At 64.3% G+C, this 22,932-nt stretch carries 23 protein-coding genes; 9 read left to right on the plus strand and 14 right to left on the minus strand.

Annotation, left to right across the window (positions count from 1 at the left end; all coding sequences use genetic code 11):
* Nucleotides 1-5 precede the first annotated feature (5 nt).
* Nucleotides 6-368, minus strand: a complete 363-nt coding sequence (locus J4G38_RS13445) for a hypothetical protein (RefSeq protein ID WP_210517472.1) — start codon at nucleotides 366-368, stop codon at nucleotides 6-8.
* Between the two features lie 51 nt (nucleotides 369-419).
* Nucleotides 420-1,739, minus strand: coding sequence for a PAS domain-containing protein (locus J4G38_RS13450; RefSeq protein WP_210517470.1), 1,320 nt, complete (start codon nucleotides 1,737-1,739; stop codon nucleotides 420-422).
* 333 nt (nucleotides 1,740-2,072) lie between these two features.
* Here J4G38_RS13450 and J4G38_RS13455 point away from each other — a divergent pair, with 333 nt between their 5' ends.
* Together J4G38_RS13455 and J4G38_RS13460 are read left to right on the plus strand one after the other, a co-directional pair.
* On the plus strand, nucleotides 2,073-4,310 hold the full coding sequence (locus tag J4G38_RS13455) for a TonB-dependent receptor (protein WP_210517469.1): 2,238 nt from the start codon (nucleotides 2,073-2,075) through the stop codon (nucleotides 4,308-4,310).
* 150 nt (nucleotides 4,311-4,460) lie between these two features.
* A complete protein-coding gene (locus J4G38_RS13460) occupies nucleotides 4,461-5,033 on the plus strand; it encodes a dihydrofolate reductase family protein (protein ID WP_226163393.1) in 573 nt (190 codons plus the stop codon).
* Nucleotides 5,034-5,249: 216 nt separating this feature from the next.
* Here J4G38_RS13460 and J4G38_RS13465 read toward each other — a convergent pair whose 3' ends face one another.
* A complete protein-coding gene (locus J4G38_RS13465) occupies nucleotides 5,250-5,612 on the minus strand; it encodes an SDR family oxidoreductase (protein WP_226163395.1) in 363 nt (120 codons plus the stop codon).
* On the opposite strand from J4G38_RS13465, the gene J4G38_RS13470 reads away from it, so the two are divergent.
* The 5 genes from J4G38_RS13470 to J4G38_RS13490 all read left to right on the plus strand — a co-directional run bounded on the left by J4G38_RS13470 (nucleotide 5,590) and on the right by J4G38_RS13490 (nucleotide 10,644).
* The gene (locus J4G38_RS13470) at nucleotides 5,590-6,003 is read left to right on the plus strand and encodes a hypothetical protein (protein WP_210517720.1); all 414 of its coding nucleotides are present in this window, start codon (nucleotides 5,590-5,592) and stop codon (nucleotides 6,001-6,003) included. The genes J4G38_RS13465 and J4G38_RS13470 overlap by 23 nt on opposite strands.
* Before the next feature lie 243 nt (nucleotides 6,004-6,246).
* A complete protein-coding gene (locus J4G38_RS13475; protein WP_210517467.1) occupies nucleotides 6,247-6,948 on the plus strand; it encodes a hypothetical protein in 702 nt (233 codons plus the stop codon).
* 62 nt (nucleotides 6,949-7,010) lie between these two features.
* Complete coding sequence (locus J4G38_RS13480; protein ID WP_210517465.1) at nucleotides 7,011-8,153, plus strand: sensor histidine kinase; 1,143 nt, start codon at nucleotides 7,011-7,013, stop codon at nucleotides 8,151-8,153.
* Between the two features lie 159 nt (nucleotides 8,154-8,312).
* On the plus strand, nucleotides 8,313-9,101 hold the full coding sequence (locus tag J4G38_RS13485; protein ID WP_210517463.1) for a LytR/AlgR family response regulator transcription factor: 789 nt from the start codon (nucleotides 8,313-8,315) through the stop codon (nucleotides 9,099-9,101).
* 79 nt (nucleotides 9,102-9,180) lie between these two features.
* The gene (locus J4G38_RS13490) at nucleotides 9,181-10,644 is read left to right on the plus strand and encodes a TlpA family protein disulfide reductase (protein ID WP_210517460.1); all 1,464 of its coding nucleotides are present in this window, start codon (nucleotides 9,181-9,183) and stop codon (nucleotides 10,642-10,644) included.
* A gap of 5 nt (nucleotides 10,645-10,649) precedes the next feature.
* Here J4G38_RS13490 and J4G38_RS13495 read toward each other — a convergent pair whose 3' ends face one another.
* The 5 genes from J4G38_RS13495 to J4G38_RS13515 form a co-directional block, all read right to left on the minus strand.
* Entirely contained in the window at nucleotides 10,650-11,471 is an 822-nt protein-coding gene (locus J4G38_RS13495; RefSeq protein WP_210517457.1) for a LytR/AlgR family response regulator transcription factor, read from the minus strand.
* Between the two features lie 9 nt (nucleotides 11,472-11,480).
* The gene (locus tag J4G38_RS13500) at nucleotides 11,481-12,500 is read right to left on the minus strand and encodes a sensor histidine kinase (protein WP_210517454.1); all 1,020 of its coding nucleotides are present in this window, start codon (nucleotides 12,498-12,500) and stop codon (nucleotides 11,481-11,483) included.
* Nucleotides 12,501-12,523: 23 nt separating this feature from the next.
* Entirely contained in the window at nucleotides 12,524-13,192 is a 669-nt protein-coding gene (locus tag J4G38_RS13505; RefSeq protein ID WP_210517451.1) for a hypothetical protein, read from the minus strand.
* A 201-nt stretch (nucleotides 13,193-13,393) separates the two neighbouring features.
* A complete protein-coding gene (locus J4G38_RS13510; protein WP_210517448.1) occupies nucleotides 13,394-14,251 on the minus strand; it encodes a hypothetical protein in 858 nt (285 codons plus the stop codon).
* A 24-nt stretch (nucleotides 14,252-14,275) separates the two neighbouring features.
* Nucleotides 14,276-14,728, minus strand: coding sequence for an ABA4-like family protein (locus J4G38_RS13515; protein WP_210517444.1), 453 nt, complete (start codon nucleotides 14,726-14,728; stop codon nucleotides 14,276-14,278).
* 194 nt (nucleotides 14,729-14,922) lie between these two features.
* Here J4G38_RS13515 and J4G38_RS13520 point away from each other — a divergent pair, with 194 nt between their 5' ends.
* Nucleotides 14,923-16,359, plus strand: coding sequence for a TlpA family protein disulfide reductase (locus J4G38_RS13520; RefSeq protein ID WP_226163397.1), 1,437 nt, complete (start codon nucleotides 14,923-14,925; stop codon nucleotides 16,357-16,359).
* A 76-nt stretch (nucleotides 16,360-16,435) separates the two neighbouring features.
* Nucleotides 16,436-17,125 carry a hypothetical protein gene (locus J4G38_RS13525; RefSeq protein ID WP_210517441.1) on the plus strand — a complete coding sequence of 230 codons (690 nt, stop codon included), beginning with the start codon at nucleotides 16,436-16,438 and terminating at the stop codon, nucleotides 17,123-17,125.
* A gap of 194 nt (nucleotides 17,126-17,319) precedes the next feature.
* On the opposite strand, the gene J4G38_RS13530 is transcribed toward J4G38_RS13525, so the two are convergent.
* From J4G38_RS13530 to J4G38_RS13555, 6 genes are all read right to left on the minus strand, one after another.
* Nucleotides 17,320-18,930 (minus strand): S1C family serine protease, encoded by a 1,611-nt coding sequence (locus J4G38_RS13530; RefSeq protein WP_210517438.1) that lies wholly within the window; start codon nucleotides 18,928-18,930, stop codon nucleotides 17,320-17,322.
* A gap of 136 nt (nucleotides 18,931-19,066) precedes the next feature.
* Complete coding sequence (locus tag J4G38_RS13535) at nucleotides 19,067-19,924, minus strand: DUF481 domain-containing protein (RefSeq protein ID WP_210517435.1); 858 nt, start codon at nucleotides 19,922-19,924, stop codon at nucleotides 19,067-19,069.
* 96 nt (nucleotides 19,925-20,020) lie between these two features.
* Entirely contained in the window at nucleotides 20,021-21,121 is a 1,101-nt protein-coding gene (locus J4G38_RS13540; RefSeq protein WP_210517432.1) for an AMP-binding protein, read from the minus strand.
* 9 nt (nucleotides 21,122-21,130) lie between these two features.
* Nucleotides 21,131-21,796, minus strand: coding sequence for a spermidine synthase (locus J4G38_RS13545; protein ID WP_210517429.1), 666 nt, complete (start codon nucleotides 21,794-21,796; stop codon nucleotides 21,131-21,133).
* Complete coding sequence (locus tag J4G38_RS13550) at nucleotides 21,789-22,103, minus strand: rhodanese-like domain-containing protein (protein WP_210517427.1); 315 nt, start codon at nucleotides 22,101-22,103, stop codon at nucleotides 21,789-21,791. Before J4G38_RS13550 ends, J4G38_RS13545 begins: the two co-directional genes overlap by 8 nt.
* Nucleotides 22,104-22,235: 132 nt before the next feature.
* On the minus strand, nucleotides 22,236-22,814 hold the full coding sequence (locus J4G38_RS13555) for a YdeI/OmpD-associated family protein (RefSeq protein ID WP_210517425.1): 579 nt from the start codon (nucleotides 22,812-22,814) through the stop codon (nucleotides 22,236-22,238).
* Nucleotides 22,815-22,932: the final 118 nt, after the last annotated feature.

The raw sequence follows: 22,932 nt of genomic DNA on the forward strand, positions 1-22,932 counted from the left end.
AGGGGCTAGGCCGCCCGGCGGGTTTCCTGTTCCAACCGGGTCAGGAGCGTCTCGATGTGGTCGGCGTAGCCGTTGATTTGGTCGAGGCCGGCGCGCGATTCTTCGATGTGGCCACGGGCGTAGCGGGCGGCCAGGTCCTGGCCGGTCTGGAGCATCTGTTGCAGGGTGTGCTCAATCTCGCGTACTTCGGGGTAGGCGCCGAGCGTGGGTTTTACGGCGGTTTGCAGCCACTGGCCCAGGGGGTTATCGCGCAGAGAAAACAGCTCCGGTTCGGCGGCTCGCACGCCGTAGAGCACCGAGCGCAGCCGCGACTTGAACAGCACCTGCTTGACGCGGGCCTGCTGAAAGTCGAAAGAAGAGAGGGCCATGCCGGGAGCTAAAAAAAGAGGAGCAAAGAAGACCGCAAAGATACAGCGGGTTTAGCCGGCCGTGGCTTCGTCGATGGCGTTGGCGGCGGTGTCGCGCAGTTTCTCCAGTACCTGGCGGGCCCGCACGAAATCGGTGACTTCAAAAGCAAAGACCATGATGCCGGCGGGCTGGCCGTTCTCGCGGAATCGCTGGTAGATAAAATTAAAATACGTGTCTTTGAGCACCCCACTGGCGTCGCGCTCCAGCTGCATTTTTAGCTCGTTGCCGTGGAAGGTTTCGCCGGTCTGGTACACGTTGTCGAGAATATCGATAAAGCCCTGGTCTTTGACTTCGGGCACGGCCTCGGCCACGGTGCGGCCCAGCAGCTGGCGGTGCGGAAACAGCTGCTGGTAGCGCGGGTTCACGAATTCGTAGTGGTGCTCGGGCCCGCGCAACACACAAATCATGGCCGGGGCCTGCTGAAACAGGCTTTCGTAGGTTTCGCGCTGGCTTTCGGCCTTTTGGTAGAGCTGGTAGGCCTGGTCGGAGAGGGCGGCCTGCTGCTCGTTGGCCACCAGCAGCTCCTGCACCATCTGGCGCTGGTCGTGAATGTCGGTGGCCCCGCCCACCCACATGGTAATGCGGCCGGCATCGTCGCGCCGGGGCACGGCGCGCACCAATATCCAGCGGTACTGGTCGTCGTGCCGACGCAGGCGGTATTCTACCTGATACAGGTCGCCGGTGGCGAGGGAATGCTGCCAGACTTCGAGCACGCGGGCCTGGTCTTCGGGGTGCAGGTCTTCGGTCCACTGCCAGCCGGTTTGCCGGCCCAGGGGCTTGCCGGTGAAGGCCAGCCAGCGGGAGTTGAGGTAGTCGCGCTCGCCGGTGGCATCGGAGGTCCAGATGAGCACGGGCAGGTTTTCGAGGATGAAGCGGGTGCGGTCCTGGGCTTCGTCCAAATCGGTCTGGACCTGGGCGGCGTGCAGGGCGGCGCGGTGCTGCTCGGTCACGTCCTGCGGCATTTGCAGGATGTACTGCAGCTGGCCGTGCCCGTCCAGCAACGGGTAGTGGGTGATTTGCCAGTAGCGCTCCTCGGTGCCGCCGCCCTGCTCGGCGGGGCGCTCCAGGTCGTAGCGCAGCAGGGGCATGGTGTCGGGGCGCAGGGTGCGGCGCACCTGCTCGTGGGAGGCGGCCAGCTCCTGCTGGCTTTCGGGGGCCGAGGGGTAGGCCGCGAAAATGTCGCGGCCCACGGCCTGCGCGCGCGGCAGCAGCGACACGGCCACGTGCTGGTCGGAGTTGTCGAGCACGGTGCCATCGGGCGCCAGCAGCAGGTAGGAGCCGGGCAGCGCCTGAAACAGGGCGTGGTAATCGATGGAAGGAGAATCAGCCATGAAGACGGGAAATGGATGATGCCGCAAGCTGGGCGGGTGGGAATGATGATGCCGTGAAGGCGAAAAAAAGCCAGTTGCGGCGTGGCAGGAAGTTCCGGGGGCTACAACCGAACGGCAGACCATTTGTATGGAAATGGCCGGTTTGCTTGCAAATATGCGAGGCGGACCGCTGCCGGCCAGGGCCACGAACTTGCGGGGGCCGGTGGTTGCCGGGCGGCGGTTTATCCGGCCGGGCCACGCTTCATCCGGGCCATTCGTCGCTTCGGCAACACAAAGTTGAGCCTGGATTGGGCACCGGGCACCTTTGAGCCATCAATTACTCGCCGGCCCACCATGAAAACTTCGCTACTCCCGCTGCTCCTGCTGCTGAGCGCCGCCCCCGCTGCCCTCGCCCAAACCGTTGCACCGACGCCAGCTTCCCAGCTTCTCACCTCCCCAACTTCCCTAAAAGGCACCGTGCGCGACCCCAACGGCCAGCCCCTGCCGGGCGTGAACGTGTTCCTGAAAACCACCTTCGACGGGGCCAGTACCGACTCGCTGGGCCGGTTCAGCTTCGCCACCGAGCACGCGGCCGGACCGGCGGTGCTGGTGGCCACCTTCATCGGCTACGAGCCGCAGGAGCTGCCGGTGACCCTGGGCGGAGGCCCCATCAGCCTGCCCAATATCCGGCTGAAAGCCAGCCGCGCCGCCCTCGGCGACGTGGTGGTGACGGCCGGGGCCTTCGAAGCCAGCGACGACAAGCGCAGCTCGGTGCTCAAGCCGCTGGATATTGTGACCACGGCCGGCGCGCTGGGCGACATCGCCGGGGCGCTGAACGCCCTGCCCGGCACCACGCGGGTGGGCGAAACGGGCCAGCTGTTCGTGCGCGGCGGCGCCGCCTCGGAAACCAAAACCTACCTCGACGGCCTGCCCGTGCAAACGCCCTACGGCGGCGCGGTGCCCAACGTGGCCTCGCGGGGCCGGTTTTCGCCGTTCCTGTTCAAGGGCACCGTGTTCAGCACCGGCGGCTACTCGGCCGAGTTTGGGCAGGCCCTGAGCGCGGTGGTGGCCCTGAACTCCACCGACCTTGCGCCGGAGACGCAGACCGCCGTGTCGCTGATGAGCGTGGGCGGCAGCCTGGCCCGCACCCGGCGCTGGGACCGCACCTCGGTGGCCGTGAGCGCCGACTACACCAACCTCGCGCCCTACTACAACCTTGTGCCGCAAAGCCTGGGCTGGGAAAAAGCCCCGCTGGCCCTGGGCGGCTCGCTCAGGCTGGCCCACAAAGCAGGGCAGGCCGGCATGCTGAAAGTGTACGGCACCTACAGCCGCCAGCGCCTGGCCCTGAGCCAGCCCGACGCCAACCCGGAATTTGCCGCCGGCCATCCCGTGGCCCTGGCCAACGACAACGCCTACCTCAACGCCACCTACCGCGCCCCGCTGGTGCACGGCTGGAGCCTGAACACCGGCCTGGCCCTGACCCAGGACGACAACCTCGTGCGCCCCGATGTGCAGTCTGTGCACGACCTCGACCGCTCCGCCGTGGCCCGCCTCGTGCTCACCAACGACTCGGCCAGCACTTGGTTCAACCTCAAAATGGGCCTCGAAGGCTACGCCCAGCGCTACCGCCAGCAGTACCAGCCCACGGCCGACGCCCCCATACTGGCCCTTGGCGTGAACGAGCAGCGCGCCGCCGGCTTCTTCGAAAGCGAGCTGGTGCTGAGCCGCAAGCTGGCCGCCCGCGCCGGCCTGCGCACCGAATATTCGGCCCTGCTGGGGCGCTTCAACGCCGCCCCGCGCGCGGGGCTGGCCTACAAAACCGGCGAGTATAGCCAGCTCTCCGCCGCCTGGGGCTACTTCTACCAGTCGCCCACCACCGATTTGCTGCGCATCAGCCACGCCCTGCAGTTTGAGCGCGCCGAGCACTACATGCTGACCTACCAGCGCATGGTGAAGGACCGCACGCTGCGCGCCGAAATCTACCAGAAGAACTACACCCAGCTCACCACTTTCGACCCCAACAACCTCTACAACCCGGCTGCCTACCAGAACGGCGGCGGCGGCTACGCCCGTGGTTTAGATGTGCTGTGGCGCGACCGCACCACCTTCAAAAAGGCCGACTACTGGGTCAGCTACGGCTTTCTGGATACGCGCCGCCAGTTCCGCACCGACCCCGTGACGGCCGTGCCCACCTTCGCCGCCCGGCACAACCTGAGCGTGGTGGGCAAGTATTGGGTGCAGAAAGTCCACACCCAGGTCGGCTTCACCTACAGCTACGGCTCGCCCCGCGCCTACAACAACCCCAACCTGCCCGGCTACAACCAAAGCCGCCTGCCCGCCTACCAGGACCTGAGCCTGAACGTGAGCTACCTCACCCACTGGTTCGGGCAGTTCACCATCGTCTACGTCTCGGCCTCCAACGCGCTGGGCCGGAACAACGTCTACGGCTACACTTTCGCCGGCCAGCCCGATGCCAGCGGCCAGCTCCGCAGCGTGGCCGTGACGCCGCCCGCCCCGCGCATGTTGTTCGTGGGCGTGTTTATCTCGATTAACAAGACGAGCAAGGTGGACTTGAACGAGAAGCCGGATTAGGAGCGGGCGGCGCGCCGGCAGCACAGAGCGCCAGCAGCAAAACAACGGCAAGCGGCCGCAAACGGCCCGCCTGTTTGGCACGATTGACCCTTTTCCATGTGCGCCGTTTGCCTTAACCTTGTGCAACCATTTACCCTACTGGCAAACCACATGAGAAAGGTCAGAATCATGGAGCACATCTCCCTGGACGGCGTCATCCAGCACGACGACGACGGCGGCTTCGCGCACGGCAACTGGACGACGCCCTACCGCACGCCGGCGGGGCTGGCGGCCCTGGTCGAGGTATACGGCAGCTCCTTCGATTTGCTGCTGGGCCGCCGCACCTACGACGCCTGGGCCGGCTTCTGGCCCACGGCCGGGGATGGCCCGATGGCGAACGGGCTGAACGCGGCCACGAAATACGTGGCCACCCACCGGCCGGCCGGCCTCGACTGGGGCCCGGCGGCGGACCTGGGCCCGGACATCGTGGCGGGGATTCGCAACGTGAAGGCCACCGACGGCCCGGACCTGCTCGTCTGCGGCAGTTCCACGCTCACGTCCCTGCTGCTCGACCAGGGCCTGGTCGACGAGGTGGTGCTGCTGGTGTACCCGGTGTTGCTGGGCCGGGGCAAACGCTTGTTTTCGGACCGCGACCCGCGCGAGCTTGCGTTCGTCAGCTCGCAGGCCACGGCCACGGGCATCCTCCTCAACACGTACCGGCACGTAGGCCCGCTGCAATCATAGGGCGGTTGTCGGGGAGGGTGAAGCAGCCAGCAATACATTAAAAACTGCTGTTACTTAATAGGGAGTAGCACTCGAACGAAGGCGCTGTGTAATAGCAGTTAGTAAGGATTCTGGCCCCACCCCGTTTATTCTTGCCAAGGTCCGGACTTCTCCCCACGCGTTACGCCTTTTCGCCTGCCGCGGTACTGCCGCGCCACTTGGCGCAGGGTATGCGGCTTATGGCTGGCCGCCACCGCCGCCGGCACCATAGATTTGGCCGGTGGCGTAGCTGGCGTCGTTGGCGGCCAGCTGCGCGTAGATGGACGCCAGTTCGGCGGGCTGCCCGGGGCGGCCCAGGGGAGTTTTGGCACCGAATTCTTTCAGGTTTTCCTGCGTCGAGCCGCCACTGACTTGCAGGGGCGTCCAGATGGGGCCGGGCGCCACGCCATTCACCCGGATGCCTTTGGGCGCAAGCTGCTTGGCCAGCGACTTCACGTAGTTCATGGTCGCGGCCTTCGTCTGGGCGTAGTCGTAGAGGTTCGCGGACGGGTCGTAGGCCTGCTCCGAAGTGGTGCCGATGATGGCCGAGCCGGGCGGCATGTGGGGGGCGGTGGGCGGGCTGGCGCGTGAGGGCGTAGCGGGCCAGGGCCGAAACGGAGGTGATGCGCTCCGTGGTGGTGGTGGTGAATTGGTTGTAGAAGCCGTTGCCGGCGGCATCGTAGTAGAAGCCGTCGTAGGCGTAAAGGTCGGTGCGGCCGCTGTAGGCCACCCCCAGCTCCAGGGCCAGGCGCGGGCGCAGCTGGTAGCCGGCGGTGAGCTGCACCGGCACCCGGAAGCCGGTATCGCCCTGCCGCCAGCTGCCCAGGCCCTGGAAAAAGCTGCTGTAGGCACCGAGGCTCACGTAGAACTGGGGGGGAGCCACCGGGGCGGCATCGGGGGTTTGGGCGAAGCTCCGGAAGGGAGACGAGAGGAGCAGCAGGCCGAAGGCTGAGCGGGAATAAGGCATGGAAGTGAGAAGGGAAAAATGGAGAGAACTGCCCGGATGATGCCCCCGCGCCGCCAACCGTTGCCCCGGTCGGTAACCAGAAAAAGCGGCCCGCGCGCCATCGGTCGCCGCATCCAACGCTTCATCCGCCTCAATCGACGCTTCGGTAACGGGGATTTTTCCCCGGCCCGGTGCCCTGCCACCTTTGACTCATCGAAACCGGAAAACACCTCATCACTCCCAACTCCCATGAAAGCCCCCATCCTCCTCCTCGCCCTGGCCGCCGCCTCGTTTGGTGCCGCCGCCCAGTCCAACCCCACGGCCACGGTCACGGCGGCCCCCGCGCCCGCCCCGGCCTTCACCACGATGATGGTGGCCACCATCGCCGAGCAAAACGCCGCCACCCGCCCCGCCGACGTGCAGGCCAACCTCGCCAAGCTGGAGCGGGCCGCCGCCGCCGCGCCCACCGCCTGGGAGCCCCGCTACTACCAGGCCCGCGGCTACCTCAAACTGGGCTTCGCCGGCAAGGACGACGAGCAGAAAGACAAGCTCTTCGACCAGGCCCAAACTGCCCTCGACCAGGCCAAAAAGCTGCCCGGCGCCGACCAGGCCGAACTGCTCATCCTGCAAGCCTACATCTTTCAGGGCCGCATCATGGTAGCGCCCATGACGCGCGGCATGGTGTACTCCGGCCGCGTGGCCGAGGCCCTGGGCCAGGCCAAAGCCCTGGCCCCGAACAACCCGCGCCTCTACCTGCTGCTCGGCAACAACGCCTTCCACACGCCCGAGATGTTCGGCGGCGGGGCCGACAAAGCCCAGCCCCTCTACCTCAAAGCCAAGGAGCTGTTCGCCACCTTCCAGCCCGCCACGCCCCTGAGCCCGACCTGGGGCGAGAAAATGAACGACGCCATGCTGGCCCAAACCATGGCCGGCGTAGCCGCCAGCAAGTAGCCCCGGTGAATCGTAGCGCGGACTTGTCGTCCGCGCTACTGCGCCACTTCCCCTTTACTTTGATGCAAACTCACCTGCCTTCGCCCGTGGCCTTGCCCCGTTCTTCTTTTCCATCGCCGGCTGCTGCTGAAGTGGGCCTGGCCCAGCCCTGGGTCACCACCACCCAGCCGTCGCAGCTGCGCAGCATCTGGGAGCGGCGCTGGTGGATACTGCTGGGCACGGCCGGCTTCGCGTTCTCCAACGAGCACCAGCCCTGGCTCCACCCGGTGAACTACCTCATCAGCTTTGCCATTTCGCTGGGCTATTTCGTGGGGCTGTGGCTGGCCAACGGCTACACCTCCGACTGGCTGAACCGCTACCAGGGCTGGAACGAGCGGCCCGTGCGCCGGCTGCTGCTCACGGTGGGCGCCTCGCTGCTCGCCTCGCTGAGCGTGATTGTGGTGCTGGGTGAGGCCATCACGCTGCTGCTCTGGCATAAGTCGCCAACTTTTATTTTCCAGCACAACGTGGCCGGGCAAATGGTGACCCCGCTGGTGATGACGGTAATTATCTCGCTGTTTATGCATTCCCGCTCGTTTCTGCTGGGCTGGCGCGAGGCCACGGTGCGGGTCGAGCGCCTCGAAAAGGAAACGGCCATTGCCCGCCTCGATTCGCTGCGCCGGCAGGTAGACCCGCACTTCCTCTTCAATTCGCTGAACGCGCTGACGAGTTTGGTGGAAGAAAACGACCCCGCCCGGGCTGTGCGCTTCATCCGCCAGCTCTCGCAGGTCTACCGCTACGTGCTCGACAGCGAAAGCCAGGAGCTGGTGCCGCTGGCCGATGAAGTGCGCTTCGCCGAAAGCTATTTATACCTCCAGAAAACCCGCCTCGGCGACGCCCTGGCCGTGGACATGGACCTGCCGCCCGCCGCGCTGGCCCCGTACTTCGTGCCGCCCCTGGCCCTGCAGCTGCTCCTCGAAAACGTCATCAAGCACAACACTGCTTTCCAAACCAGCCCGCTGCACCTGCGCGTGACCCTGGACCCGGCCGCCCACGCCCTGACGGTGCGCAACGCCATGCGCCCCCGCCGCCTCGCGCCGGGCGAGTCCTCCGGCCTGGGCCTGAAAAACCTGGCTGCCCGCTACGCCTTCATGACCGACCGGCCGCTGGCAATAGGGGAGGAGGCCGGCGAATTCGTGGTGACGCTGCCGCTGCTGGTGCTGTAATGGTGTACAGGAAACGTCATGCTGAGCGTAGCCGAAGCATCTCGCTTGTGGTAGTAACTCAATCGTTGAAGTAGCGAATACTATTGCACGCGAGATGCTTCGGCTACGCTCAGCATGACGTTCATTTGCTCTTCATACCACTCCCGCTTGCTGAAAAATATGCCCCTCCGCGCCCTCATCGTCGAAGACGAACCCCTCGCCGCCCGCCGCCTCGCCGATATGCTGGCCCGCCAGCCCGACCCCGTGCAGGTCCTCGGCACGGCCGAGGCCGTGAGCCAGGCCGTGCAGCTGCTCGAAGCCGGCCCCGCGCCTGACGTGCTGTTCCTCGACATTCACCTCGCCGACGGCCTCAGTTTCGAAATCTTCGAGCAAACGGAAGTGCGCTGCCCGGTCATTTTTACCACCGCCTACGACCAGTACGCCCTGCAAGCCTTCAAGGTCAACAGCGTCGATTACCTGCTCAAGCCCATTGATGAGGAGGAACTGACCGCCGCCCTGCGCAAGCTGCGCGCCCGCCTGCCCGCCACTGCGTCCGCGCCCGCCTTCGACCCCGCCCTGCTGGCCCAGCTGGTGCAGCAGATGCAGCAGGCGCCGCCCGCCGCCAGCTACAAAACCCAGTTTGTGGTGCGCGTGGGCGAACACCTGAAAGTGGTGCCCCTCGACCAGATTGCCTACTTCTTCAGCCTCGAAAAAGCCACCTTCCTGCAAACCGCCGAGGGCCGCAAATTCGTGGTCGACTACACCATGGACCAGCTCGAAACCCTGCTGGACCCGCGCCGCTTCTTCCGCCTCAACCGCGCCTACCTGGCCCAGCAGTCGGCCATCCAGGACATCATCCACTACACCAACTCCCGCCTCCAAACCGTGCTCAAACCCGTCGCCCCCGACGCTCAGGTACTCGTGAGCCGCGAAAAGGTGAACGTGTTCAAGAGCTGGCTGGATAGGTAAACCGGAAATCGGGGCGGCACGGCGTAGGTTTGGGCATCTTTCCTTTTTAGGAGTCTGTATGGTGAATGCTTGCTACCGTTTGCGCTGGCTTTTTTTGCTGGTAGCTGGCGTTGCCGGAACGCTCACGGTGGCTCTGGCTACTGCGCGGGCCCAGCCCGGCCCCCGGCCTGCGCCGCCCGCTGCCGCCTTGCTCACCGGGCGAATTTTGCATCCCACGGCGGCCACCGTGGTGCTCGAATACGGCACCGACTGGCTCAGCGGGGAAGGGACGCATCGCCTCGCGGCCCGGCTTACGCCCACCGGGGCGTTCCGCTTGCCGGTGCCGGCCGCCGCCCTGGGGGCCGTGTGGCTCTACCACGGGCAGGAATACACTCCACTGTACCTGGCCAAAGGCGATGCGCCGCGCCTCATTTTCGACGCCCGCTACCTCGATGAAACCATCCGCTACACTGGCGTGGGGGCCAGCACCAGCAACTACTTGGCGCAGCACTACCGGCGTTTTGAGGACGATGATGTCTACGAGGCCACACCCGTGGCCAAAGCCAGCGGCTTCACCGCCGGGCAAATGCGGGCTTACACCGATGCCTACCGCCACCGGCAAACGGCGTTTCTGGACAGCTTCGCCCGCCGCCATCCCCTGCCGCCCGCGTTTCGGGCGTATGCCCGCCGCGCCATCGATTACGGCTGGGCCAATGATTTGCAGCTGTACCCCATGGCACAAATGCTCAACCAGCGGGCGCGCCGCGCCGCCGCGCCGGCCCCCTTGCCCGCCAGCTACTTCGATTTCCAGGCGCTGCTGCCGCTGGCCAACGACTCGGCCCTTGCCAACGAGCCATACCGGAGCTACCTGGCCAGCTACCTGCACCAACACAACTTGGCCGATAGCCTGTTGCGGCCCGGTGGCGCGCCTTTCGCGGCCATTGTGCGCCGGCTGGGCCCCGGCCGCTGCGCCGACTACGCCGTGGCCCAGCTGCTCTACGACAAGCTCGAAACCGACGGCCCTGGTTTTGTGGGCCCGCTGCTGCCGGCCTACCAGCGCTACGCCCACGACTCCGCCTTCGTGCGCACCGTGCGCAGGCGCTACCGCCGGCTGCTGCCCTTGCAACCCGGCCGCCTGGCCCCCGATTTTACCCTGCGCGACGAAGCCGACCAGCCGGTTTCGCTGCACGACTTCCGGGGCAAAGTCGTGTACCTCGATTTCTGGGCCAGCTGGTGCGGGCCCTGCGTGGCCGAAGTGCCCGCTACCGCCCGCCTGCGCCAGCAGTTTGCCGGGCGCGAGGTGGTTTTTCTGGCCGTGTCCATCGACCAGCAGCCCGCTGCCTGGCGCAAAGCCCTCGACCGCCTCAACCTGCGCGCCCCGAATGCCCGCCACCTCATTGACCCGCACACGTTTGACGCCGCTTCGCTGCGCGCCTACGAGGTGCGCGGCGTGCCCACGTACTGGCTCATCGGCCGCGATGGCCGCATCGTGCAAGGCAACGCTCCCCGGCCCAGCGACTCAGAAAAGGCCACGGCCGCCCTGGAAGGCGCACTAGCGCATTAGGTTCGTCAGCCTTCCAGCCAGGTTTTCACGGCGGGGGCTTTCTCGCGGCTCACCAGCACTTCTTCGGGGGCGGCGGGGTGCAATTCGACCAGCAGCTTGCCGTTGAAATGCGGGTGCAGGCGGCGCACGGCCGGTAATTGGGCAATGATTTGGCGGTTGAGGCGGAAGAACTGGGCGGGGTCGAGCAAGGCTTCGAGCTGCTCCAGGGTGTAGTCGAGCACGAACCGGCGGCCGTCGGTGGCCACCAGCGTCACGGTTTCGTTGCGGCTGAGAAACCAGGCCGCTTCCGCTACCGGCAGGGGCAGCAGCTGCTCGCCCTGCCGCACCAGAAACCGGGTTTTGTAGGGCCGGGGCAACGCATCGAGCAAACGCTCGATGCTTAATGAGGAATGCGAAACGAAGAAGGAAGAATTACCGGAGGTCGGCCTCAATCCTTCATTCCTCATTTTTAATCCCTCATTGAGCCAAGCTTCTCGCGTGGCGTGAAGCTTGGCCAGGGCGGCTTGCAGCTCGGCCAGCTTCACGGGCTTCAGCAAATAGGCCACGCTATTGGCCTGGAAGGCGCGGATGGCGTAGGCATCAAACGCCGTAGTGAAGATGACCGGGCTGGGCACCACGGCCTGCTCCCAGATTTCGAGGCTCAGGCCATCGGCCAGCTGAATGTCGCTCAGGATGAGGTCGGGGGCGGGATTGTTGGCCAGCCAGGCCAGGGCGGCACTCACGGTGTCGAGCACGGCCAGCACCCGGGTTTCGGGCGCAGCTTGCAGCAGCAGGCGTTGCAGGCGCTCGGTGGCGGGGTACTCGTCTTCGAGGAGGAGAACGGTCATGGAATTGAATTATAGCAGCGGCAGCTTTACCACAAATTTGCCGGCCGGCTGCTGGATTTCCACGGGCCGGGCCGGGGCGAGCAGGTGGTAGCGCTGGCGCACGTTGGCCAGGCCCGTGCCGGTGCCGGGCGCGAGGCCGGCTGTGCGGGGCCGCAGCGTGTTTTCGACGAGCAGCATGTCGGGGTGGTCGGCCGTGGCGGCCAGGCGCAGGTGCAGCGGGTGCTCGCGCGAGGCCACGTTGTGCTTCAGGGCATTCTCCACCAGCAGCTGCACGCTGAGGGGCGCGACGTGCCGCGCCAGGAGGCCGGGCGCAATATCGATTTGCACCACCAGATTGTCCCGAAACCGGGCTTTGTGCAGCCCCAGGTAGGTTTCGATGAAGGCCAGCTCCTCGGCCAGCGGCACGGTGGGGCGGCCCTGGGCCAGCAGCACGTAGCGGTACACGTCGGCCAGCTGCTCCACAAACTGCTGCGCGGGCTCATTCTCGGGTTCGATGAGGGCCGACAACGTATTGAGCGAGTTGAACAGAAAGTGCGGGTCGAGCTGGCTTTGCAGGGCGTCGAGCTGAGCCTGGGTGCTGGCGCTGGCCAGCTGGTTGGCGCGGCGCACGTTTTGCTCCCATTGCTGAAAAAAGTAGATGGCTTCGTACAGCGTCTGGACCACCAGCGTGGGTAGCAAATCGAAGCGGGCCTGGCGCAGCAGCACGGCCGGCCGCAACGGGAACCACGCGGGCCGCCACCAGTGCAGCGGCAGGGTGAGCAGCACCGTGGCCACCGCCGTAAACACCACCGACAGCCCCGCCAGGGCCCACAGGCGTCGCGGGGTTTGGTCCACGCGGGGCAGGCGGCGCAGCAGCCACGCCCACAGCGCCCGGCTCCCAATCCAGAAGCCGGTGGTGAAATACAGGGAAACCCCCAGGCTGATGACGAACCGTGGGCCCGCATCAGCGCCCGCATACGGCCCGTTGAGCAGGGTAATAAGCAGGGCCAGCGTGGGGATGCCCCACAGGCGAAACCGGCGGTCGTTCATAGCAGCGGGCAAGGTACGGGGCTTCAGGCGCGGGCCAGCGGCAAAGCCGCGCCCGCCCGGCGGTGCCGCCGCCGGTAGGCCGCTGCCATAAACCCCAACGCCACCACCGAGCCCAGCACCGACGGCAGAAACTGGCTGTACGGCTGGTAGCCTGCCAGCACCGTGCCCGTGAAGGCCGAGAGCAGCGCCGCGTAGGTGCTCATCATTTTCCAGATGTGCTCGTAGAGCCAGGCCCCGCGCCGCCAGCTATTCAGCCAGGCAAACCGGCTCAAATCGTAGACCGTCATGGCCAGCAGAACGCCCAGGGTGCTGTACATCACCACCGGCGACCATCCCAGCCGGATGCGCGGCAGCAGCACCAAAAACGCCAGGCCGCCAAGCAGAAACACCGCCGAAAAAAGACCGTCGCGCCCGGTCGGGCCGGTGGCGCGGGTGCGCATGGCGCGGGAGCCGGAGTAGGCCTGGTACACGCTCAGCATGACAATCACGGTGAGAAAGGGGCGGAAGTTGAACACCGCCAGCCCCAGCACCGCCGAAACCAGCACCACCACGGCCAGCCCCAAAAACCAGTTGCCCAGCCGCACGTGCAGCGGGCCGCCCTTGGCCGTGAGCATCGGCCCCAGCCCCGCCAGCAGCGCCAGCGTCCCGAAGACGACGTGCACAAGGATGTTGAGCTGATGGAGCGTTTGCATGGGCGAAGCAAGGAAAAAAAGAACTTAGCGCTTATACCAATAGGCCGTCATGCTGAGCCTGTCGAAGCATCTCTACCGCAATAGTAATCCAGTGGATTGAGTTAGTAGCGTGGTAGAGATGCTTCGGCTGCGCGGACGCCGGATGAGCATGACAGCTCCTTTGGGAGCCTATTCGGATAAGCTTCTAGCGCACGTAAGCTTCTAGCGCACGGCAATCAGCGGAATTCCATGCATGGCCAGCGCAAACAGCCCGCCCACCGCGCCGGCATACAGCGCCGCCCCGGCCCACGTCAGCAGCGCGGCGCGGCGCGGCACCCGGCGGCTCAGGGCCCAGCCCAGCAGCGGCAGGGCTTGCAGGGCGTGCATGCCCACGAAATGCGCCGTGCGCAGGTCGCCGGCGCGGGTGCTCCAGCCCAGGCCGGGCAGGCCGGGGCCGCCGTCGGGCGCGCCCACGGCGTGCTGCATGTTGTGAATCATCATGCCGCCCAGCACGCTCCCGAGCAGAAACAAGAGCAGCCCCAGGCGCAGGCCCCACACGTAGCCGGCCGGCCCGTGCGGGCGGTGTCGCCACGCCAGGTACACGGCCCAGATGGTCATCACCGTATTCACGGCAATGAAAATGCCCATGACCGAAAACAGTGCCCCATCGAACGCCGAGCGAATGTTGTAGTGCGAGGTGGTGCCCCGCGCCGCCTGCACGAAAATCACTCCCTGCTCCGCCACCATGCTCACGGCCACGCCCCAGCTCAGGCGGCGCACGCTACGTTGCGCGGCCAGGGGCAAATCGGCCAGCAGCCAGCCCAGCGTCCAGGCGAAGGCGATGATGGAGAGGCAGAATTTCAGGGGCTTAATCCAGACCAGCACCCCGGTCACCACGCGGTGGTCGAAGGGCAGCAGGGCCAGGGCCAGCACCGCCAGCGCCACATTCGCCCAGCCCGTCCCGGACAGCACGGGGTTCACGCGGTGCAGCACGCGCAGGGCCGCCCGCACCGGCGATTCGGTGGGAGTCGGAGCCTCAACCGGCGAAAAATCGGAATGCGAAAGCAGGGCGGTTTTCATGGTGTCCGGGAATAAAGGGAAGGATTAAACCGAAAATCCAGTAGCCAGCGTGGGCTGCGGGTAGAACCGGCGGATGCCGAAATACAGCAGCAGCCCCACCGGCCCGAACAGAAACGTGAGCGCCAGCGCCGGCACCACCAGCCAGTGCGGCAGGCCGCGCTGCTGGGCGTCACGCACTTCCCAGGCCCCCGTGAAAAGGTCGAAGCAGAGGTAGTGCACCCAGCCGGCCAGCAGCGCCCACGGGTCGCGGAACAGCGCCGCCACCTCGGCCAGCGAGCCGAAACCGCCTTCGCCGCCGTGCGGCCCCAGGTAGTGCGCCGTGATGAGCGCGGCGTAGGCGGCGGCCAGCAGCAGGGGCAGGGCCCCGCTCAGCACCACGGCGCGGGTGCCGCGCCAGCGCGGGGCCAGCACCAGCAGGCCCCAGCCCAGCATGGCCACGGGGTTGGCAATCGAAAACAGGAAGTCGGGCGTGGGCATAAGGGGCTGATTGGGTGAAATAACTGAGTCAAATTTACGTTTTTCAGTACCTTGCCCGCCAGCCCAAACGGGGCGAACCGTCCGTTGAGCCGGGTCAGCCGGCGCAGGCCGGAGGTGAAGCAACCAATTGGCCGCCGCCCGAATCCTACCTTTCCAATCCGACTTCCCAATATTCCACCAAAAACTACTCCATCATGCTGCTTTCGCTACCCGTACTCGCCGCCAGCACCGCGCTCCGGCTGCTGGCCCCCGCCCCGCCCACCACCGCCATCCTCAGCGGCCACCTCGACCACGCCCCGGCCGGCGACTCCGTGCGTCTGCAATACGGCCACCACTACGGCCACCAGCAGGTGCGTGCCGCGCTCAGCCCCACCGGCGATTTCACGGTGACGGTGCCGGACCTGAAAGGGGGCACGCCCATCCTGTTCGCCTACGGCGGCCAGCACACCAGCCTCTGCCTCAGCCCCGGCGACCAGGTGCGGCTGGCCCTCGATTTTCCAAAATTCGACGAAACCCTGAAGTACACCGGGCGCGGCGCCGACGTGAACAACTACCTCGCGCAGTCGCTCTGGAAATTCGAGTACGGCCCCTGGGATGTGAAAGTGCCGCATCCGCTCACCACCGCCACCACCACGCCGGCCCAGATTCGGCAGCAGGCCGATGCGTTCCGGCAGGCCCGGCGCAATTTTTTGGTCACCTACGCCAAAGCGCACCCGCTGCCGGCCGATTTCCAGCGCAACTCCGCCCTCGACATCGACCTGAACTGGGCCATTGCCCTGCTCGAATACCCCGGTACCTACCGCTACCTTGCCAAACAGGAACCGGCCTTGCCCGCCACGTATTTCGATTTTCTGCGCGAGTTGCCGCTGAAACAGTTCGACCCCTACCTCAAAGACCGGGGTATTGATGGCAACACGGCCGTCATGCGGATGCTGAATGCCTACAGCAACCGCCTCGTGCCCAGCGGCAAGCTCAGCACCGACCCCGCCACGGCCGGCCGCCTCTACGCCCAGGCTTCGGCCGATTTCGGTCCCAGCTCCGCCACGCTCGACCGCACCATGTTTCAGCTCTACAGCTGGAAGCTCGGCGACAACCTTGATGGCGTGCTGGCCGCTTACCCCACCTTCCGCACCCACAACCACGACTCTACCTACGCCCGCGACCTGCGCACGCTCATCGGCCGGCAGCTGGCGGTGAAGGTTGGGCTGCCCGCACCGGCTTTCACGCTGGTCAATAGCGAGGGCAAATCGGTTTCGTTGAGCGACCTGCGCGGCAAGGTGGTCTACCTTGATTTCTGGGGCACCTGGTGCGGGCCGTGCATGCGCGAAATGCCGGCCAGCAACGAGCTGAAGAAGACATTTGAAGGCCGCGACGTGGCTTTCGTTTACATCTCGGTGGGCGACAAGGCCGACAAGTGGCAGCAGGTGCTGGCCGCCGAGCACCTCACCGGCCCCAACAGCGTGCACCTGCGCAGCCCCGAAAACGACAATGTGGCCACCCGCTACCAGGTGAGCAGCTTCCCCACCTACTGGCTCATCGGGCGCGACGGGCGCATCATCACCCGCACCGCCCCGCGCCCCAGTGCCGGCGAGGCCACCGTGGCGGCCCTCAACGCCGAGCTGGCGAAATAACCTCGGACAGGAGCCGGCGGTTGTGCTTGCCCAGCGGGCGCAACCAGTGGCCCGTTCTCACGTATTCCGGCCCGTCATGGCGTTGTTTTCTTATGTACTGGGTGGGCTGTTGGCCACGCACACGGCGCGGGCAGCTCCACCGGTCGTGCTGCCCCCGCCCGATACGGTGGTGGGCCGGCGCGCCATTCCGCGGCTGCCCCACAACCGCTTCGTGGCGCAGTACGACTCGCGCTATTCCATCATCAACCACCACTTCACCACCATCAACGGCCTGAAGCTGGGCCTGGAATTTAAAAGCCGCTTCCGCACCGGCGCGGCCATCTACTTCCTCAGCACCGGCGTGCCCACCCGCCGCGCCAAGCCCGAGAATGCCGCCGAAGACGCCAACGCCCAGCTCCGCTTTCGCTACCTGGCCGCCTATGCCGGCTACGTGCTGCTTGAAACCCGCCGCTGGGAGCTCAGCACCAACCTCCAACTCGGCCTCGGCTCGGTGTACGTGCTCTACGAAAACGACGATGGCGACCTCGACAAAACGCCGCGCGACTTCCTGGGCGTAGCCGAGCCCTCCGTGGCGGCGCAGTACCGGCTATTTCATTGGAGCGGCTTTGGCACGGGCGTGGGGTGGCGGCAGCCCGTGTTTGTGCCTGCTGCCGTGCAGAAAGAGCTGAACGGCCCCGTCTTCTACCTCCGCGCCAACCTGTTTTTGGGCGAATTGCTGCGGGTGGTGAAGCACAAAGAGCCGTTGTTCACCCAGGAAGGCTTTTGAAGCAGTCGCGGCCGCGCTCCGCTCCGCTTGCATCAAGCAAAACGGCCGGCCACTCGCAGGGAGCAGCCGGCCGTCCGGACCAGGAAAACGCACAGGGTGTTAGTTGCTGGTTGCCCGTTGTTAGTAGGAAAGCAACATCCTGGCTAACAACCAATCACCAACAACGAGTAACCCATTTGCTGTTGAACGACGACTTAGTCGATAAACTTCAATTGCAGCGCCTCGGTCACCTGCTCGGCCGGGATGGCGAAGCCGATGCCTTCGATGCCGTGGCCCACCAGCTTGGCGTTCACAATGCCCAGCAGCTGGCCCGAGCGGCTCACCAAAGCGCCGCCGCTGTTGCCGCCGTTGATGCTCACGTCGGTTTGCAGCAGCGCATGGCCTTCGATTTTGCGCCGGCCGCTGATGATGCCCTTCGTAATGGTCTGGCCCAATTCCTTATCCGCCGGGGTGCCGATGGCGAATACGTCGGCACCGATTTCGGCCCCGCTGGCGCTTGGTACCTGGAAAGCCGTGAGGCCATCGGTGTCGATTTTGATGAGCGCCAGGTCCATTTCGGGGTTCACCCGCACCACGTGGCCCTTGGCCGTGAGGCCGTCGGCCATCAGCACTTTCACCTGCTCCTCGTCGCCCACCACGTGGGCATTGGTCACGATGTAGCCGTCGTTGGAGATGATGCAGCCGCTGCCGTGGCCGTCCGACGTTTCCACGATGACCACGCTTTTGGCGGCCGTGCTCACGCCGTTATCGGCCGTGATTTTGCTCAGCGCGGCCCGGTGCACCGAAATGGGCGCCTGCTTGTCGGCATCGGCTGCGGCCGTGGCGCCGGTGCCGGCGGGTTTGGCCAGGGCCGTGGCCACTTCCTTGCTGGAGAGGAAGGCGTAGAGCGAGTTCTCAAAGGCATCTTCGAAGGCCGCGCTGCCGCCTTTCTCAAACTTCACGCTTGAGCCGGCGTCTTTGTGCTCAAAAACCGTCACCCGGTTCTGGTTTTGCAGTTTCCAGGTCACTTCCACGGCGCAGCGCGTTTCGTAGTGGGCCCGGTATTCGTAAATGTTGGACGCGTAGATGTCATACTTCACGTCGCGCATCTCGCCCTGGAGGGTGTAGCGCGAGTTGCTGCCCACCGAGAAAATGCTCTTGCCTTCCGTCGAAGGCACCGCGTAGCCCAGGTCCTTCAGCGAGGCGTTGACGTTGGTTTTCAGGTGGTCGGCGTCCACGTCGAGCGACTTGCCGAAGTAAAGAATATCGGTGTTGTCTTTGCCCACGATGAAGTTGCCCATTTTGTCGCCGCCCTTCAGCCGCACGTTCACCGTGCCGCACTGAATGGTTTGGCTGCTGGCCACCGCCTTGGGCAGGGCCGGCATCACGGGCTTGATTTCGCTTTTGCTGAGCTTTTTGCCGGCGCCCGAAATCACGTCAACCAAATACCCGCCAATGCCCACCGCCCAGCCATAAATCAGCGGGTTGAATTTTTCAAGGCCATCTTCGTCAGTGCTGATGCCTTTGAACGTAGCCAGCACCGGCACCCAGTTCAGGTAGGTCAGGCCGTTGCTCTTTTCGGGGTACAGCACTTCAGAGTGCTCCTTATAGCCGTCGTGCTTGATTTTGATTTCGGCGTTTTTCTTGCGGCGCACCCGCACCTTAACGTCGGCGCTGCCCGCAATGGGCTTGGTTTTAACTTCTTTGTCGTTGACGTACACCGTGCTGCCGGCAGGGGCGCCCACCACGCGCACCGTCTGGAAGGGCGTGGCAATGATGGTGGCACAGCTTTGCACGAGCATGGAGCCCAGTAAGAGGCCGCTCATGGCAGGAGTAAAATGTTTCTTCATTAAACTACGAGAAAAGGGATATTAAAAAAAGAGGGCAGATAAATTCGTTTTGAATAGCAGACAGCTATACAAAATCTAGCAATGATAAGAATAATAAATGAACCGCGTTTAGCTATTTTCCGGAACTGTAGGCAAAGCCCACCGAGAGGGTGCCATTGGCCCGGCTACGCTCCTGCACTACAACGCTTTCGTAGGAAAAAGTGTAGGCAAGGTTCAGGGCTAAATGCTGGTAAATTTTGAAAGCCACCACCGTAGAGCTGTTCAGGCGGTAGTCGCCGCCGGGGTCGCGCACGGCGGGCTGGTAAAACAGCAGCTCCGACACGTTGAACACACCCCGGTTCAGGCGCAGCTTGAGGCGGGTAGAGTTGCGGGCCAGGTGCCGGTGCAGGGCCGGCTCGATGTCGTAGTAGGTGTTTTCATCGAGCAGAAACGTGCTCAGGGCCACTTCGCTGTTGGTGGTGTCGGCATACACCTGGTAGCCCACGCCGCCGCCCACAATCACGCGCCGGTCGATGGCCCGCAGGTTGCTGGTTTCCAGCTCACCCAGGCTGTAAAACTTCCACTTGCCGATGCGGTAGTCGGGCGTGGCCAGCAGCAGCAGTTCCCGCTCGCGGAGCGACCCGCTCTGCCGGCCGTAGCTGTAGCTGGCCGCCGCCGGAAACTGCCAGTGCTTCACCGCGAAGCTGCCCGTGTGGCTGGTGTTGAAATAGGCCCGCTCCACCGTGCCCGTGGTGAGCAGGCCGGTGAGGGCGGCGGTGTAGCGCACGCCGGTGCCGTCAATGTTATAGGTTTCGAACTCCGACGAGGGCAGCCCGGCCGGGGGTGGCGTGAGGCCGCTGCTGTTCACCACCGTCGAATCGGGCGAATCCGTGGCGGTAGAGTCGGTTTGGGCCCGCGCCGCCTGCCCCGCGAAAAGAAACAGCAGCCCCAGCAAACCAGCCAGGTGCCGAAAGAAAAGCCGTTGCGTCATGAAGTAACCGGCAGGGAATTGGACCCGTTCGTCGGGCCCGTCAAAACTAGCAAGCAATTGCCCCAGGCCCGTTGCGCGCGCCCTGACCGCCGCCGGCTACAAGCCGCGCAGCGTGGCCGGCCGGTCGAGCTTGCCTGCGGCGGTGGTTTGAAATTCGGGCACGTAGCGCAGCTGTTTGGGTTGCTCGTAGCGGCCCAGCCGGGCGGCCAGCAGCGCTTGCAGCTGCTTTTCCTGGGCGGCCGAAAGCGGCGGTCCTTCAATAAATGCCGTCACGGCCTGGCCCAGCCGCGCATCGGGCTGGCCGGCCACGAAGCAGCGCCGCGCCGCCCCAATTTCGGTCAGCGCCACGTCCAGCACCAGCTCTACTTTCTCAGCCGGCACCTTCACGCCGCCGGAGTTTATCACGAAATCGGCCCGCCCCAGCCACTCAAACGTGTGGCCCTCCAGCAGGCGCACCACGTCGTTGGTGACGATGAGCTGGCCGTCGGTCACGTCGCCGCGCAGGGTCAGGCAGCCACGCTCGTCCTGCCCGGCCGCAATGCCCGGCAGCACCCGGAAGCTGGCGCTGGCCTGCGGGCCGTTCAGCCGCCGCAGCGCCACGTGCGAGCAGGTTTCGGTCATGCCATACGTCAGCCACACGGGCACCGTGAGGGGCTGCAGCTCCTGTTGCAGCGCGGCATCGGCCGGGGCCCCGCCCACCAGCAGGCTTTTCATCGGGTTGAGGCGCGGGGCGCGGCCGGCCGCCAGCACCGCCTTCAATTGCAGCGGTACGAAGGCCGAAAAGTCAAATTCCGCCTCGGCTTCGACGTGGGCAAATGGGTCGGCGTGGGGCTCCACAATGGTCAGGTGCATATTCCGCTCCAGCCCGCGCACCAGCATCATCATGCCCCCAATGTACTCGCAGTTGAGGCAGACAAGCGCCCGGTCGCCCGGCCCAAGGTCGAAGAAATCGGCCGTGCGCCGGGCCGAGGCTTCCAGCTGCCGCCGCCGCAGCGTAATGGCCGCCGGCGTGCCCGTGGAGCCGGAAGTGGTGAGCGTGAATTCCTGCGTGCCGTTCAGCCATTGCCGGATAAAATCCAGCACCTTGGCCTCGTAGCCATTCACCGGCGCGTTGAGATGGGCGGGGTATTCGCGGATGGCGGCGTAGGCGTATTCGCGGCCGTTGAGCAGGAGAGCGGTGGGCAGAGTAGCAGTCATGAGGCGAAATTACGCGGCTGGCCGGCTAGCCAGCAGCAGGGTGTTGGTGCCCTCTACGGCCAGCTCGCGCACCGCGAAGCCCAGTTGCCCCAGCTCGCCCCGCACGCTGCGCAGCGCGGCCGGCGCAGCCATGGCATTGAAAACTACCTGCCCCGCAGCGGCCGTGCGCTGCCCCACCAGGCGCCAGAATGGGGCCGCCATAAAACCAGCCGGCACCGTGGTGTCGATAAATAAGTCCACAATCACCAGGTCGTATCGCCCAGGGTCGGTTCGCACGAAGTCGAGGGCATCGTCGTGCACAATGCGCAGCTCATCCGAGGCCGCGATGCCAAATTCTTCCGCCGCCAGCCGGATGACCACCGGGTCCAGCTCCACCGCCGTAATGTGGCCCCGAAAACCCAATTCCGCCCGCAGCGTAGCCACCACCGAGCCCCCGCCCAGCCCCAGCAGCAGCACGGTGCGCACGGCCGCCAGGTCAAGCTGCAGCAGCGCTGTGCGCAAAATGCGCTGTAGCGACCCGTACGAATAGTTGGCATTGGCGCTGTCGAGCACCTTACGCCCCTGAAACACCGTGACTTCCAGGATGCCGTTGTAGGCCGACGGGATTTTTCGCGTCGTTGGAAACAGGTAGCTGAGGAGTTTTTGCGTGAGCGTCATGCCGGTTTGTTCAGGCATCGTACTTGCGCAAATTGGTCCAGCTCCCGCCGTTATGCACCTCTGCAAACCCCTGCGCTTTCAGAATGCCGCGCGCCGAGGCACTGCGCATCCCGGAAGCGCAACAGGTAATCACCGGCTTGGTTTTGTCGAGCCGGCCCAGGCTGCCGGGCAGGGTGTCGAGCGGCAGGTTGATGGATTTTTTCAGATGCCCGCCCTGGTATTCGCCCTTGCTGCGCACGTCGATGATGGTGGCTCCGGCGGCAATCAGCTCGCCCACATTCACTTTCGCCCCCAGGCCGAATAGCTTTCTCAGGAAATTCAGCATGCGGTGCTGTAATTAATATAAGAGCCTGTTAAAGTTTGATGTTTCGCGATTAACGCGTAGTATTTGCTTGTACTGTTCCATAATTAGATTCCAAAACTTCCTGACGCTCGCAAGCATGATGACGATTGGTTACTAGTCATTTAATCCTTTCCCATTGAGAATTTGCTGCACACATTTTTCAACCCTTGACGCCCGGGTTTTGGATTGCTTGGGCGCAGAAAAATTAAGTAAGTATGCCCTTTTTCGTCCCGGTGTCAATGCATCAAAAGCGGTTTTTAAGGCAGGGATTTCGTCTAATTTATATTGAAACTCTTCAGGAATGTCGAACTCTGCATTCCTTTTAAAATTAACTTTCAAACCAGCTTTTTCCACTTCAATAGCTTCATAAATGTAGGCTTTTACTATAGGGTGCTTCTCAACTATTTCCTGAATGTTGGCGAACCGAATCTGGCGCGTTGCCTGCGTATTCTTTGTTTGCTGAATTAGAATACTATTGGCATCATTCAGCAGCGCTCCTTTGAAAAACAAAAGCGCGCAGTATTCTTTAAATTCATGTATTAAAACGATGTTGTTTTTCTGAAACGTATAACACGGAACTCCCCACTTCAATTCTTCGGTCAGCCCACAGTCAAGAGCCACTGTTCTCAATTGCGCCATTTCTTCCTGCCATTTTTTGGCTTTACTAAAATAAAAATCAACCGTAGGATTCATTCTGTTTATTGACTGCAATGAAATGATTGTTCTATTCACGGGCCTGAATACCAAGATACCACAATCCGGCGTAGAGCGTGTTAAAATTTGCGAATTAAGATGACATCACAATTGAATG

The sequence above is a fragment of the Hymenobacter terricola genome (assembly GCF_017921975.2).
Taxonomy (GTDB): domain Bacteria; phylum Bacteroidota; class Bacteroidia; order Cytophagales; family Hymenobacteraceae; genus Hymenobacter; species Hymenobacter terricola.

Coding starts and splice junctions, on each gene's coding strand:
- J4G38_RS13485 (WP_210517463.1), top strand. CDS start 8,313: ATGCCCCTCCGCGCCCTCATCGTCGAAGACGAACCCCTCGCCGCCCGC.
- J4G38_RS13525 (WP_210517441.1), top strand. CDS start 16,436: ATGGCGTTGTTTTCTTATGTACTGGGTGGGCTGTTGGCCACGCACACG.
- J4G38_RS13450 (WP_210517470.1), bottom strand. CDS start 1,739: ATGGCTGATTCTCCTTCCATCGATTACCACGCCCTGTTTCAGGCGCTG.
- J4G38_RS13460 (WP_226163393.1), top strand. CDS start 4,461: ATGAGAAAGGTCAGAATCATGGAGCACATCTCCCTGGACGGCGTCATC.
- J4G38_RS13520 (WP_226163397.1), top strand. CDS start 14,923: ATGCTGCTTTCGCTACCCGTACTCGCCGCCAGCACCGCGCTCCGGCTG.
- J4G38_RS13455 (WP_210517469.1), top strand. CDS start 2,073: ATGAAAACTTCGCTACTCCCGCTGCTCCTGCTGCTGAGCGCCGCCCCC.
- J4G38_RS13500 (WP_210517454.1), bottom strand. CDS start 12,500: ATGAACGACCGCCGGTTTCGCCTGTGGGGCATCCCCACGCTGGCCCTG.
- J4G38_RS13555 (WP_210517425.1), bottom strand. CDS start 22,814: ATGAATCCTACGGTTGATTTTTATTTTAGTAAAGCCAAAAAATGGCAG.
- J4G38_RS13480 (WP_210517465.1), top strand. CDS start 7,011: ATGCAAACTCACCTGCCTTCGCCCGTGGCCTTGCCCCGTTCTTCTTTT.
- J4G38_RS13535 (WP_210517435.1), bottom strand. CDS start 19,924: ATGACGCAACGGCTTTTCTTTCGGCACCTGGCTGGTTTGCTGGGGCTG.
- J4G38_RS13510 (WP_210517448.1), bottom strand. CDS start 14,251: ATGAAAACCGCCCTGCTTTCGCATTCCGATTTTTCGCCGGTTGAGGCT.
- J4G38_RS13465 (WP_226163395.1), bottom strand. CDS start 5,612: ATGCCGCCCGGCTCGGCCATCATCGGCACCACTTCGGAGCAGGCCTAC.
- J4G38_RS13445 (WP_210517472.1), bottom strand. CDS start 368: ATGGCCCTCTCTTCTTTCGACTTTCAGCAGGCCCGCGTCAAGCAGGTG.
- J4G38_RS13540 (WP_210517432.1), bottom strand. CDS start 21,121: ATGACTGCTACTCTGCCCACCGCTCTCCTGCTCAACGGCCGCGAATAC.
- J4G38_RS13505 (WP_210517451.1), bottom strand. CDS start 13,192: ATGCAAACGCTCCATCAGCTCAACATCCTTGTGCACGTCGTCTTCGGG.
- J4G38_RS13530 (WP_210517438.1), bottom strand. CDS start 18,930: ATGAGCGGCCTCTTACTGGGCTCCATGCTCGTGCAAAGCTGTGCCACC.
- J4G38_RS13495 (WP_210517457.1), bottom strand. CDS start 11,471: ATGACCGTTCTCCTCCTCGAAGACGAGTACCCCGCCACCGAGCGCCTG.
- J4G38_RS13470 (WP_210517720.1), top strand. CDS start 5,590: ATGATGGCCGAGCCGGGCGGCATGTGGGGGGCGGTGGGCGGGCTGGCG.
- J4G38_RS13475 (WP_210517467.1), top strand. CDS start 6,247: ATGAAAGCCCCCATCCTCCTCCTCGCCCTGGCCGCCGCCTCGTTTGGT.
- J4G38_RS13515 (WP_210517444.1), bottom strand. CDS start 14,728: ATGCCCACGCCCGACTTCCTGTTTTCGATTGCCAACCCCGTGGCCATG.
- J4G38_RS13545 (WP_210517429.1), bottom strand. CDS start 21,796: ATGCCTGAACAAACCGGCATGACGCTCACGCAAAAACTCCTCAGCTAC.
- J4G38_RS13550 (WP_210517427.1), bottom strand. CDS start 22,103: ATGCTGAATTTCCTGAGAAAGCTATTCGGCCTGGGGGCGAAAGTGAAT.